16 protein-coding genes are annotated in these 13,774 nt (G+C 27.3%); 1 reads left to right on the top strand and 15 read right to left on the bottom strand.

From position 1 onward, the window contains the following. Positions 1–191: 191 nt before the first annotated feature. The 9 genes from H8891_RS14305 to H8891_RS14265 all read right to left on the bottom strand — a co-directional run bounded on the left by H8891_RS14305 (position 192) and on the right by H8891_RS14265 (position 8,176). Positions 192–848, bottom strand: a complete 657-nt coding sequence (locus H8891_RS14305) for a glycoside hydrolase family 73 protein (RefSeq protein ID WP_187006920.1) — start codon at positions 846–848, stop codon at positions 192–194. A 119-nt stretch (positions 849–967) separates the two neighbouring features. Next, positions 968–2,014, bottom strand: a complete 1,047-nt coding sequence (locus H8891_RS14300) for an ABC transporter substrate-binding protein (RefSeq protein ID WP_147548065.1) — start codon at positions 2,012–2,014, stop codon at positions 968–970. A gap of 1 nt (position 2,015) precedes the next feature. Then, a complete protein-coding gene (locus H8891_RS14295; RefSeq protein WP_334298534.1) occupies positions 2,016–2,690 on the bottom strand; it encodes an ABC transporter permease in 675 nt (224 codons plus the stop codon). A 98-nt stretch (positions 2,691–2,788) separates the two neighbouring features. After that, positions 2,789–3,628, bottom strand: a complete 840-nt coding sequence (locus tag H8891_RS14290) for an ABC transporter permease (protein ID WP_187006918.1) — start codon at positions 3,626–3,628, stop codon at positions 2,789–2,791. Between the two features lie 2 nt (positions 3,629–3,630). Next, complete coding sequence (gene potA, locus H8891_RS14285; RefSeq protein ID WP_187006917.1) at positions 3,631–4,674, bottom strand: spermidine/putrescine ABC transporter ATP-binding protein; 1,044 nt, start codon at positions 4,672–4,674, stop codon at positions 3,631–3,633. 18 nt (positions 4,675–4,692) lie between these two features. Next, positions 4,693–5,232, bottom strand: coding sequence for a helix-turn-helix domain-containing protein (locus H8891_RS14280; protein WP_147548069.1), 540 nt, complete (start codon positions 5,230–5,232; stop codon positions 4,693–4,695). A 293-nt stretch (positions 5,233–5,525) separates the two neighbouring features. Then, positions 5,526–6,275, bottom strand: a complete 750-nt coding sequence (gene nagB / locus H8891_RS14275; RefSeq protein ID WP_187006916.1) for a glucosamine-6-phosphate deaminase — start codon at positions 6,273–6,275, stop codon at positions 5,526–5,528. 27 nt (positions 6,276–6,302) lie between these two features. Continuing rightward, entirely contained in the window at positions 6,303–7,430 is a 1,128-nt protein-coding gene (gene nagA / locus H8891_RS14270; protein ID WP_187006915.1) for an N-acetylglucosamine-6-phosphate deacetylase, read from the bottom strand. Positions 7,431–7,441: 11 nt separating this feature from the next. After that, on the bottom strand, positions 7,442–8,176 hold the full coding sequence (locus H8891_RS14265; RefSeq protein ID WP_187006914.1) for a GntR family transcriptional regulator: 735 nt from the start codon (positions 8,174–8,176) through the stop codon (positions 7,442–7,444). Positions 8,177–8,378: 202 nt separating this feature from the next. Between H8891_RS14265 and H8891_RS14260 the strand changes: the two genes are divergently transcribed. After that, positions 8,379–9,221, top strand: coding sequence for a CvfB family protein (locus H8891_RS14260; protein WP_187006913.1), 843 nt, complete (start codon positions 8,379–8,381; stop codon positions 9,219–9,221). Positions 9,222–9,279: 58 nt separating this feature from the next. On the opposite strand, the gene H8891_RS14255 is transcribed toward H8891_RS14260, so the two are convergent. The 6 genes from H8891_RS14255 to ybaK form a co-directional block, all read right to left on the bottom strand. Next, on the bottom strand, positions 9,280–9,639 hold the full coding sequence (locus H8891_RS14255; protein WP_187006912.1) for a hypothetical protein: 360 nt from the start codon (positions 9,637–9,639) through the stop codon (positions 9,280–9,282). A gap of 125 nt (positions 9,640–9,764) precedes the next feature. Further along, the gene (locus tag H8891_RS14250) at positions 9,765–10,943 is read right to left on the bottom strand and encodes an NAD(P)-dependent malic enzyme (RefSeq protein ID WP_187006911.1); all 1,179 of its coding nucleotides are present in this window, start codon (positions 10,941–10,943) and stop codon (positions 9,765–9,767) included. A 32-nt stretch (positions 10,944–10,975) separates the two neighbouring features. Beyond that, a complete protein-coding gene (locus tag H8891_RS14245) occupies positions 10,976–11,506 on the bottom strand; it encodes a Fe-S-containing hydro-lyase (RefSeq protein WP_187006910.1) in 531 nt (176 codons plus the stop codon). A gap of 11 nt (positions 11,507–11,517) precedes the next feature. Continuing rightward, positions 11,518–12,357, bottom strand: a complete 840-nt coding sequence (locus H8891_RS14240) for a fumarate hydratase (RefSeq protein ID WP_187006909.1) — start codon at positions 12,355–12,357, stop codon at positions 11,518–11,520. Positions 12,358–12,591: 234 nt separating this feature from the next. Continuing rightward, the gene (locus H8891_RS14235; protein ID WP_147548078.1) at positions 12,592–13,209 is read right to left on the bottom strand and encodes a DNA-3-methyladenine glycosylase; all 618 of its coding nucleotides are present in this window, start codon (positions 13,207–13,209) and stop codon (positions 12,592–12,594) included. Between the two features lie 32 nt (positions 13,210–13,241). Further along, positions 13,242–13,715 (bottom strand): Cys-tRNA(Pro) deacylase, encoded by a 474-nt coding sequence (gene ybaK / locus H8891_RS14230; protein ID WP_187006908.1) that lies wholly within the window; start codon positions 13,713–13,715, stop codon positions 13,242–13,244. Positions 13,716–13,774 lie beyond the last annotated feature (59 nt).

Here is a 13,774-nt window from a genome sequence, read left to right as displayed (position 1 = left end):
TCAAATAAAAGTTGTCCATCGCTCAGCTATCATTATCTGAATATCTGGCTTGGTTGTTTGTTGTTTAATTCTTTAAAAAGAATTTTTATAATTAACCTACTGTTTAATTTTCAAAGTTCTTCGTGCTTATCTTAAGCACATGTATAATAATATCATTATAATTTTTATAAGTCAACACTTTTTTATAAATTTTATTTATCCATTAAAAATAAATTATACCTTTCGATTAAACCAATTAACATATCTGCATATATTAACTCTCCATTTTGATTTTTTTTAGTACTATACCCTGCATTTTCTAATGATTGTGCTTGTTCCTTGTAATCATTACCTTCAAATAAACCATGCTGTTTATATCTTTTATTTTCTTTTAAAAATCTAGCATGATCTGTTATAGATTCTTCTATAGAATCATATTTTCTAAATTTAGCTTTTACTATATCACTGTAATTTTCTGTAGTATTAACTTCAACACTCTTTCCTTTCCAACTTTCATCTGACTTTATTCCAAATAAATTATTGCTATTTTTCGTTAATTCTGATTGCCCCCAACCTGATTCAAGTATAGCTTGAGCTACTGTTATAGACGGTAATATTCCATACTTTTTGTAACTCTTTTTTGCCTCATTTTCAATAGTTTTTACAAATTCAAATTTTTCTTTATCTACCGATATATCTTCTCTAGTTATAGTTCCCTCTTCATACTTATTGATATCTATACATATATAAACACTTAAAATTATACAAGTTATTATAATTATTTTTTTAAACTTCTTAACTAACTTTTTTCTGGTTCTAGGCTTAAGCCTTAGTTTTCTTTTAATAAAATTTTTTCTTATTTTTCCCATATTCTCCTCCTCTTTAATAATTAATATTATATAACATTAATTATATGTTTTATTTTAAATAATCAATCATTTTTACAAAAATAAAAACTCACTTTAAATAAGTGAGTTTTTATTTTCATCTATTTTGATTTTAACTGTATCCATGCTTCATCATATAGTCTTATCTTGTTTCCTAGATCTCTAAAAGTTTCAGTTTTTTTCATTACATCCTTAGAAGGATATGCTACTTGATTTTTTGTAACTTCTGGGTCTAATAATTCTAACGCACCTATATTAGGAGTAGAATATCCAATATATTCAGCATTTATTTTTGCAATCTCTGGATCTAATAAGAAATTTATAAACATTTCAGCTTCCTTTTTATTTTCAGCTGTTTTAGGTATTGCCATCGCATCAACCCACTTATTAGTTCCTTCTTTTGGAATTGCATACGCTAAATTAGGATTTTGCTCCATTAATGTAACTGCATCTCCTGAATATATTATACCCATAGCAGCTTCTTCTCCTAAAAGTCTATCTTTACCTTCATCATTTACATATGCTAGTACTAAATCTTTTTGTTTCATTAATTCTTTCATAGCTTCTTTTATTTCTTTAGGATTAGTTGTATTCATACTGTATCCAAGTTTTTTTAGTGCTATTCCCAGTGTATCTCTTACTGAGTCAAGCATCATTATATTACCTTTATATTTTGGATTCCACAATATATCCCAACTATCAACTTTTTCATGTACTAGCTTTTTATTGTATAAAATTCCAAAAGTTCCCCACATATAAGGTACACTATATGCACTATCTTTATCATATACAGGACTCATGAAACTTTTATCTATATATTTTATATTAGGTATATTTTTAAAATCTATTTTTTGAAGTAGACCTTCTTTTTTCATTTTTTCCACCATATAATCTGATGGAAATATTAAGTCATAGTTTGTACTTCCGCTTTTAACTTTTTGATACATCATCTCATTTGTGTCATAAGTTTCATATTGTACTTTTATACCTGTTCTTTTTTCAAATATAGGTATAAGACTTTCATCTATATAATCTCCGACATTATATACATTTAAAACTTTTTTAGAATCCGTAGCTCCACATCCAGTAAGCATAGACGTTACTAAAGCTCCTATAGTAATTAGTACTGATATTTTTTTTAATTTCATATTATTTATCACCCCTTACTATAGATTGTTTCTTATTTGATATTAATAATAATATTAATACCACAGTAAACATTATTGTAGATAATGCATTTATTTCTGGTTTTATACCTCTTCTTGCCATTCCGTATATCTCTATTGAAAGATTACTAACTCCATTTCCTGTATTAAAGAAACTTATTATAAAATCATCTATTGACATAGTAAATGCAATTAAAAAACCTGATACTATACCTGGTTTTATTTGAGGTAATACAACTTTTCTTAGTGCATACATCGGTGTTGCACCTAAATCCATTGCTGCTTCTTCAATATTTTGAGGAAGTTGTTTTATCTTAGGAAGTACTGATAATATTACATAAGGTATACTAAACATTATATGAGATAATAACATAGTTATAAATCCAAATTCTAAATTTAAAAACACAAATAAACTCATTAATGCTACAGCTGTAACTATATCTGGATTTAATACAGGTAAATAATTTATATTTAAAATTAATTTTCTTCTTTTACCTCTCATTTTGTATATCCCAATTGCACTTATAGTTCCTACTATAGTAGCTATTATAGAAGATATTATAGCTACTACTATTGTGTAATATAGCGCATTCATTATACTATCATTATGAATAAGTTGTTTATACCACTTAAATGTAAATCCACCCCAGTGGGCCATAGATTTAGAATCATTAAATGAAAATACTGCTAACGCCATTATTGGAGCATATAAGAATAAAAATACTAGCGTTAGATATATATTAGATGCTAACTTCTTTAAAATAATAACCCACCGCCTTCCTTATCACTGTCATCTTCAAATCTAGACATAATAGCCATAGAAATTAAAATTATTATCATCATAAATATAGATATAGCAGATCCAAAGTTCCAGTCTCCAACTACTGTAAATTGTTGTTCTATTAAATCACCTAGTAACATAAACTTACCACCACCTAGTAATCTAGATATAGCAAATGTAGTTACTGCTGGCATAAATACCATAGTTATCCCTGATACAACTCCAGGTATACTTAATGGAAATATAACTTTAGTAAACACTTGAAAGCTATTTGCTCCTAAATCTTTAGCTGCATTTATTAAATCATTATCCATCTTTGATAATGATGTATATATAGGCAGTACCATAAATGGTAAAAAGTTATAAACCATTCCAAGTAATATTGCAAAATTTGTATAAAGTAATGTTACAGGCTCTATTCCAAATAATCCTAAGAAAGAATTTAGTATTCCATTTTTACCTAAAATAGCAACCCATGCATAAGTTCTTAAAAGGAAGTTCATCCACATTGGAAGTATAAATAATAATATTAACGTGTTTCTTTTACTTAAATGAGCTTTAGATATTATATACGCAACAGGATAACCTACTAATAAACATATTATAGTAGATGCTCCAGCTAAAATTATTGAACGTAAAAATACCTTTAAATAAATAGGATTCATTAATCTTTGATAGTTATTTAAAGAAAATACAAGTTTATTTCCATCTTCTGTAGTAAAACTAAAAGCCACCATAAGTATTAAAGGTATTACTATGAATAATGCACTCCATATTATATATGGATAAGCAAGAAAAGATTTATTTTTCTTCATATCTATTCACTCACTTTTCTCATTATATGAATATCTTCAGGATATATATCTAATCCTAGCTCACTTCCAACTTGAGCACTTTGCGTATTGTGTAATATCCATTTTCTTCCGTTTTCATTGACTTCAATTTCATAATGAACACCTTTAAATAATACAGATGTAACTTTTCCTTTTAACATTCCTTTTTCTGGTTCTACCATTTTTATATCTTCCGGTCTTATAACAACTTCAATATTTTCGTTCTTTTCAAAATCTTTATCTACACATTTAAATTTCTTTGAACAAAATTCAACTAAATAATCATCTATCATAACTCCATCAAATATATTACTTTCACCTATAAATCTTGCTACAAATGCATTTTCAGGTTCATTGTAAATATCTTGTGGCGTACCCATTTGTTGTATCTTACCTTTGTTCATTACTATTATCTTGTCAGACATAGTAAGAGCTTCTTCTTGGTCATGAGTTACAAATATAAATGTTATTCCTAGTTTCTTTTGTATTTTTTTAAGTTCAATTTGCATTTCTTTTCTTAGTTTTAAATCTAGAGCCCCTAATGGTTCATCTAATAATAAAACTTTTGGTTCATTTACTAAAGCTCTTGCTATTGCTACTCTTTGTTGTTGTCCTCCACTTAAAGATTCTACTTGTCTGTTTTCAAATCCCTCAAGTGCAACTAGTTTTAGCATTTCTTTTACCTTTTTATCTATTTCATCTTTAGGCATTTTTTTTATTTTAAGACCAAAAGCAATATTTTCATATATATTCATATGAGGGAATAATGCATACTTTTGGAATACTGTGTTTATTTGTCTTTCATAAGGCGGTATATCTGTAATATCATGTTCTTCAAATAACACCTTACCTTCATCGGCATATTCAAATCCTGCTATTATTTTAAGTGTTGTAGTTTTTCCACACCCACTTGGTCCTAATAATGTTAAAAATTCATTCTTTTTTATATCCAAACTTAAATTATCTAAAACTTGATTATCTCCATATCTTTTAGATAAGTTTCTTAGCTCTATTATATTTTCTAACAAATATATCACCTCTTTCAATTAAAATGATGGTGGTGTACTCACCCAAATAACTCTAGCTTCCGTTTTTCCAGCATTTGATATATAGTGATTAGCTCTAGGTTTAAAATAAAAACTCTCACCTTTTCTAACCTTATTCTTTTTATCTCCTATATGTAAATATATAGAACCTGCTAGTACGTATCCAAACTCTTCACCTTCATGAGGCTTTTCTTCTTTATATTGTCCTCCTGGCGATAAAGTTATTATTATTGGTTCCATCTCATTTTTTTGAGAGTTTGGAACCAACCACTTGAAAGTATATTTCAAATCTTCATCTTCTGTTTCAAACATATCTTCTTTAGTGAAACAAATTTTTTCATTGTCCATTTCATTAAAAAACTCTTTAAGGTTAGTCCCCAAAATTTCTAATATATCTATAAGTGTAGCAATGGATGGTGATGTTAAATTGTTTTCTAATTGAGATATAAATCCTTTAGAAAGTTCACATCTGTTTGCTAATTCTTCTTGAGTTAGCTGTTTTTCAATTCTTAATCTCTTTATTTTTTCACCTATATCCATGGTCCACCTCCTAATTTCACTCATTTTTACTAAACCTTTTGTTTAAAATTTCTAAACAACAAATCATATTATATAAAATCCATATATATATTTCAATACTTTTTTTGAATTTTTTCACTTCTTTTTATAACTTTAAAAGCCTAAGATTTCAAACCTTTCATAGATTTTTTATTTTTTTGATGTTTATATTAATATTTATAAAGTTTAGTATCTCTAATTTTTAAATTTTATTTAGTTTTTTAATTTACAAAATAATAAAAACCTACTACATAGCAGGTTTTTATTATTTAAAATTATATTAACTTATAATCTTCTTTATTTAATTTTGTAGCAGCAGCTTCATCTATTATTAAAATTACATCATTATGGAATTTTAATATAGATGATGGAACTTGAGGAGTAACATCTCCATATACAGTATTATAAACAGCTTCTGCTTTACATTCTCCTGATGCTAATAACATTATTTTTTTAGATGCAAATATTGACCCTATTCCCATTGTGACAGCTTTTTTAGGAACATCATCAATAGAATCAAAAAATCTTGAATTAGCTTCTATTGTAGATTCTTTTAAATCAACTAAATGTGTATTTTTTATAAATGCATCATTTGGTTCATTAAATCCTATATGTGCATTATTTCCTATTCCTAATACCTGTATATCTACTCCACCAATGTTTTTTATGGCTTCATCATAACTAGCACATTCAATTTCCACATCTCCATTCATACCATTTGGTATATTTATATTTTCTTTTTTAATGTTTATATGATTAAATAGATTTTTATGCATAAAATAATAATAACTCTGAATGTTATCTTTTGGTAATTGATAGTATTCATCTAAGTTAAACGTTTTTACTTCACTAAAATCTATTTCCCCTTTATTGTACATATCAACTAAGTTTTTATACATTCCTATAGGAGTACTACCTGTAGCCAACCCTAATATAGAATCTGATTTTAATATAACTTGACTTGAAATTATTTGAGCAGCCTTTTTACTCATTTCATCATAATTTTTACAAACTAATATTCTCATATTCACCCTCCACTTTTTATGCATATTTTACTTAAATATTATTTCCCCACTTGAAATAGTCATATGACAGTTTAAATTTTCATCAAATATAGATATATCTGCATCTTTACCTATATCTAAACTTCCCTTCCTATCATCTATCCCTAAAGATTTTGCTGGGTTTAGTGAAGCTAAATGTATAGCTTCATTTATTTTTAAGTTAGTATTTTCATAGAAATTTCTAACCATATTATTTAAACTAGAAACACTTCCTGCTAATGATCCACTTTCTAATCTTGCAGCTCCATCTTTTACTATAACCGCTTGACCTCCTAGACTGTAAGTTCCATCTTCTAATCCACCGGCTTCCATAGAATCAGTTATTAATATAACTTTATCTTTACTTTTACTATCTAATATAAATTGGAATAAATCTTTTGTTATGTGTATAGTGTCACATATAAATTCACAATAAGCATCTGTAGTAAGCGCAGCTCCTACAACACCTGGATCTCTATGATTTAAACCAGTCATTCCGTTAAATGTATGTGTTATGTTTGTAGCACCTAGTCTTATAGCATCTCTTGCTTCTATAAATGTTGCAGCACTATGTCCTATAGATAAAACAATATTTGTATTTTTCTTTATATCTTTAGTAAATTTAAAATCTTTATCTTCTTCTGGAGCATATGTTATAACTTTTATTACATCTTCATATTTTTTTACAAATTCATAACTAGGATTTACTATATAACTTTCATTTTGAGCACCTTTGTAAATTTTATTTATAAAAGGTCCCTCTAAATGAGCCCCTAATATCTTTGCACCGTTTATTTTTCTATTCATTCCCCTTTTTATTGAATCAAGTGCTTTAACTATAGATTCTTCATCCATTGTCATAGTCGTAGGTAAATATGAAGTAACTCCATGTCTAGCAACTGACTTAGATATAGTATCTATGGCTTCATCTGTGCCTTCCATAGTATCTTTTCCCATATTCCCATGTATGTGTATATCTATTAAGCCTGGCGATACTAGCTTTTGATTTGCATCTATAATTTCACAATTTTTTGGTACCTCATCAGCTATATCTAATATTTTTTCATCAAATATTAATACTTTATTTTCTAATATCTCATTTCTTAAAAGTATTTTTCCATTAATTATGGCTTTCATTTTTATACCCCCTATGCATTTAATGATATTTCATATTGATACTTATCACTTCTAAATATAGATATAGTATATTCAATAGGTATATCCTCCTCTATATAAGAAGTTCTTTTTAATTTAAGAGCTAAAGTTCCTTTAATTTGCTTTAAAAGGTTTGCCTCTTGCTTTGTAAGCATTATTGGCTCTATTATTTGTTCAGCTCTTTTCATCTTATAATTATAATTTTCACTAAGTATTGAATATAGTGAGTTATTAGCTTCTAAATCTTTTTTCAAATTTTTACACATACTCTTTGGTATATAACTTATCTCCAAACCAAATGGGTCATCTTCTATATACCTTAATCTCCCAACTTTATATATCATTTCATTTTCATTTTCTATTTTTAATTCTTTTCTTATGTACTCATCTTGCTTAGCTTCTTCAAAGAATAGTATATCTGTTTTTATATGAATCCCTTTTTCTTTCATTACTTCAGTAAATCCTTGCATGCTAGAAAACCTATTCCTCTGTTTTATAACAGATACGAAAGTTCCCTTACCTTGTACTCTATACAAGAAACCTTCATTAACTAAATTTACTATAGCCTTATTTACTGTCATTCTACTTACATTTTGAATAGTACATAACTCACGTTCTGGCATTATAGAATCTCCAGACTTAAGTTCTCCTGAATCAATCATATCCCTTATTATATTCATAAGCTGTATATGAAGTGGAGTTTGACTATTTTTATCTACTAATTTCATATAGTTCACCACTCTTTTATTTATGGTATATACCAATTTTTGGTATATACCAATTATACTATTATTTACTTATCACTTCAACATCTTGTATTCTTTTGTTATAAAAATTCATATATATTACAATTTATTTATAAGATACCCATAAATATGGTATTATAATAGAATATATATTTTGTAATATTAAATAAAGAGGTGAATTATATTGATAAAAATAGGTGATTTCAATAAATTAACTATAGCTAGAAAAGCTGAGTTCGGATTTTTTTTAGATGCTAAAACAGGAAATACTAAAGATGATATTTTCATGCATAGAAAATTTACTAATTATGAAGTTTTAATACCTGGAGATGAGGTTAATGCGTTTGTATATAGAGATTCAAAAGATAAATTAGCTGCTACTTTAAATCCTCCTTTAGGTAAAGTAAATGAAATAGGTTATTTTGAAGTTGTAGATGCAACTAAAATAGGTTACTTTATAAATATTGGTTTAGAAAAAGATATATTAGTACCTTTTAGTGCTAAACACTATGAAATCAAAAAAGGTGGTAAATATTTATTCTATTTATACTTAGATAAGTCTGATAGAATTGCTGCTACTACTAAAATAGAAGATCGTTTAACTACTGATTCTGACTATAAAGTTGGCGATTCAGTTACAGGTGTTGTTTATGGTTTCCAAACTAATGACAGTGCTATGGTTTGTGTAGATAATAAGTTTGATGGAGTTATACTTCACAATGAATACTTTACAAAACTTAACATAGGAGATAAATTAAACTTAAAAGTAATCAAAGTTTACGAAGATGGAAAATTAGGTCTTACTCCAAGACAAGAAAGAGCTCAAGAATTAAGTGAATTAGAAGAGAAAATCATAAATCATTTAAATAATACATCTAGAGGTTTCATGCCTTACAATGATAAATCTGATCCATCTGATATAGCATCTGTATTTAACTGTAGTAAGAAAAATTTCAAGCGTACATTAGGTATACTTATGAAAAAAGGGCTAATTACTCAAGATGAAGAAGGAACTCGTTTAGTTTAATATAAAAAGAGTATGGATATCCATACTCTTTTTATATTTTAATTTAAATAAATTATTTTTAATTAGATTTTGTTAATTCTCCTGTAAAAATATTTATTTGATACTTACCCATACTTTGCTCATGAGAATGATGATCTTTTTCTAAGGATTCGTCTTCATGCTCATCTAATCTTACACGCACATCTACTACATATTCATCTCCAACTTGCTTTATATCTTCTTTAGTATTGACTACTCGATTTCCATACTGTGATTTTAAAACTTTAAGTGCTGTTTCTTTTGATATAGGCTCTATATTTTTACTATATTTTGTATCTTCATTAGTTTTAATTTCATTTTCTTTATTTTTACTTATAGAAAATATTATCAATCCTAAAATAATAAAAATTAACAATAAAATCAAATGTCTTCTATTCATAACTTTCTCCATAATTATTTAAAATTATTTTTTAAGATGTTTAAAGTATACCACATTTGATTATAATATAAAAATAGTTCTACTTAGCCATTAGTGTTGTATTAATGACTATATAATAGATTTTTTTACATTCTAGCTACACCAGTTTTTATTGCAGCTTCTTTTACAGCTTCAGCTACATTTTTGGCTACATCTTTGTTAAATGATTTAGGTAAAATATTTTCTGTGTTTAAATCTTCTTCTTTTATAGAATCGGCTATGGCTTTAGCTGCTGCTATTTTCATTTCTTCATTTATTTCACTAGCTCTAACATCTAATGCTCCTCTAAATATTCCAGGAAAAGCTAATACATTATTTACTTGATTTGGAAAATCACTTCTACCTGTACCTACTATATAAGCTCCTGCTTCTTTAGCTAAATCTGGCATTATCTCTGGAGTAGGATTAGCCATAGCTAATATTATAGATTTTTCATTCATTGACTTAACCATTTCTTTTGTAACGCAATTAGGTCCAGAAACCCCTATAAATACATCTTTATTTTTTATAACATCTGATAATAATCCTTTTTCATTATGTATATTAGTTACTTTCATCATATCTCTTTGAGCCCAGTTTAAATCTTTCATATTTTCTTCTAGCGCTCCATCTAATCCACATAAAACAATATTTTTAACTCCCATACTAAGTAACATTTTAGTTATAGCCAATCCAGCTGCTCCTGGTCCATTTATTACTATTTCAAGTTCTTCTATTTTTTTATTTATTAGTTTTAATGAATTTATTATAGCTGCTGCTAACACTATAGCTGTACCATGTTGGTCATCATGAAATACAGGAATATTTAATTCTTTTTTTAACTTTTCTTCTATTTCAAAACATCTTGGAGCACTTATATCTTCTAAGTTTACACCTCCAAATACTGGTTCCATTAATTTTACAGTATGTACTATTTCATCAACATTCTTAGTATTTAAACATATAGGAAATGCATCAACTCCAGCAAACTCTTTAAATAATATAGCTTTACCTTCCATTACAGGTATAGATGCACTAGCACCTATATCCCCCAATCCAAGTACTGCTGTTCCATCACTTACTACAGCTACCATATTACCCTTAGAAGTATATTTATATGCTAAACTTTCATTTTTAGATATTTCAACACAAGGTGCTGCAACCCCTGGAGTGTATGCTATTGATAAATCATCTTTATTTTCCACTTTTAATTTACTACAAACAGTAATCTTTCCTTTGTTCTTCTCATGTACTTCTAGTGCTAATTCTGAATAATTTTTACTCATTATAATGCCCTCTTTCATATATTGATTTTAAGTTATTTATTTAATTCATAAATATTGTTACCATTACAATCTATAGCAACTATTAATAATAAATCTTTTACTTCTAGCTTTCTAATAGCCTCAGCCCCTAAATCTTCATATGCTATTATTTCTGATTTTTTTATAGAGTTTGATATATAAGCTCCTGCACCACCTATAGCTGCTAAGTATACACATTTATTTTTCTTCATTGATTCTATAACAGATTGATTCCTTTTACCTTTACCTATCATTAATTTTAATCCCCTATCTAGTAAAGGGTTTGTTAAATCATCCATTCTATAACTTGTTGTAGGTCCTGCTGATCCAATAACTTGTCCTTCTTTATTAGGAGTTGGGCCAACATAATATATAGCTTGTCCTCTTAAATCAAATGGCAACTTTTTTTCTTCATTTATACAATTTATTAATCTTTGATGAGCAGCATCTCTAGCTGTATAAATTACACCACTTAAACTAATCATATCTCCACATTTAAGTGATTTTATAGTTTCATCCTCCATTGGAATCGTTATCCTTTTCATTGTTTTTCCCCTTAAATTATGACTTTTTTATGTCTTGATGCATGACAATTTATATTAACAACTACAGGTAGCCCTGCTATATGTGTAGGAAATGTTTCTATGTTTACTGCAAGTGCTGTTGTGTTTCCTCCCAATCCTTGAGGTCCTATCCCCAATTTATTTACTTCCTCTAAAATTTCTACTTCTAAGTTTCTAATATCTTCATCTTCATTGTGTAATCCTATATCTCTTAGTAAAGATTTTTTAGCTATCTGAGCACATTTTTCAACTGTACCACCAATTCCAACTCCAACTACTATAGGAGGACATGGATTTGGTCCTGCTTGCTTTACCGTTTCAATTATAAAGTTTTTTATACCATTTACACCATCTGAAGGCTTTAACATTTTTAAGCTACTCATATTTTCGCTTCCAAAACCTTTTGGCGCAAACTCTATAATTATATTATCTCCTTTAACTATGTCATAGTGTATTATAGCTGGAGTATTATCTTTTGTATTTTGTCTACTTATAGGAGTTACTACAGATTTTCTTAAATACCCTTCATTATACCCTTGTCTTACACCCTCATTTATAGCTTCAGTTAAATTTTGACCTTCAATATGTACATCTTGACCTATTTGTACAAAAAACACTGCCATACCTGTATCTTGACATATAGGCATCTGTTTTTCTTCTGCAACTTCACAATTTTTAATTAATATGTTCAAAATATTTTTCCCCAAATCATTATTTTCTTTTGACTCATATTCTTTTATAGACTTTTTTACATCTTCACCCAAGTATATATTCGCTTTTATACAAAGATCTTTTACTATTTCAGTGATTTTTGATGATTTAATAATTCTCACGAACTTAACCCCTACTTTCCCACTTTATATTCGACTATATATAAACTTTATCATTTTTTATTTATTTTAACAATAAAAAAGCACATACTGTCCGTAAGTATATGCTTTCTTGGGGATATATGAGTTTTTATGGTTGTAAGAGATATTTTAAGTTTTGGGGGAGATTAATTACCTCTTATATTATAAGTATGGACCAAATTTTGATTTATATACATCTTATTATAATTTTTTATTTTATTTTTTAGATACATGCTTATTATCTTTTATGTAATATCTCCATAAATAATCTTTTGCTTCTTCAGCATAATCAATATTTACACGTTTACTTTCAATTATTTCAAATTGATTACTTTCATTGTCTAAATTAACATTATCTATTATATAAAGTTTATTTCCTAATATACTTTCAAAATTTAAATTTTTATCAATTTTAAGAGCTTTACATAGTTTTCCTGGCCCATTACAAATATTCTTTCTTTGATATGAACTTAAATCCTTATAATCTTTTGAGTATCTATTTTGAGATATTTCATCAATTTCACTTATAGGTTCAACTGCTCTAATCAATACACACTCAGGTATTCCTTCTATATTAGCCGAAATATTTAAGCAATGATACATTCCATATATCAAATAAACATATATGTGCCCACCATCTTGATATAATGGCTCTGTCCTTTCAGTTCTTCTATCTCCAAACACATGCGCTGCTTTATCTTCGATGCCCATATATGCCTCTGTTTCAACTATTTTAGTAATAATTTTTTTATCATCATATTCTCTAACAAGATATTTACCCAACAAGTTTCTAGCCACAGTTATAGCATCTTGTCTAAAAAATTCTATATTCATATTATCCCAACTTTCCTTAATTTATATAAAAGTTATATTATATCTTCAAAACTACAATTTATAACACTTTGTAAATCTATAGGATTTATCTCTATTTGATATCCTATTTTTCCAGCACTTACTATTATAGTATCTAAATTTTTTGCAGTTTCATTTATAAAAGTTTTATATAATTTTTTCATTCCAACAGGAGAACATCCACCTCTAATATATCCTGTTAGTTTGTTAATATCACTTACATGTATCATTTCAATCTTCTTTTCTCCTGATACTTTAGCTGCTTTTTTTAAATCTAAATTTTCATGTACAGGAATTACATAAACATAAATATTCTTACTAGTTCCATGTGTAACTAAAGTTTTATAAACTTCATTTACATCTCGTCCTATTTTATTTGCCACTGATACTCCATCTATATTATCATCTGATACATCATATGAAAGCATATTATATTTAACTTTCTTAGAATCTAAAATTCTCATAGCATTAGTTTTTACCTTTGCCATATTTACCACTCTCCTTATAATAAACCATATAACTTATTATATACTTATTTTCTCTTTAT

Source organism: Paeniclostridium hominis, assembly GCF_014306135.1.
Taxonomy (GTDB): domain Bacteria; phylum Bacillota; class Clostridia; order Peptostreptococcales; family Peptostreptococcaceae; genus Paraclostridium; species Paraclostridium hominis.
This window is presented reverse-complemented; position numbering and strand designations above follow the sequence as displayed.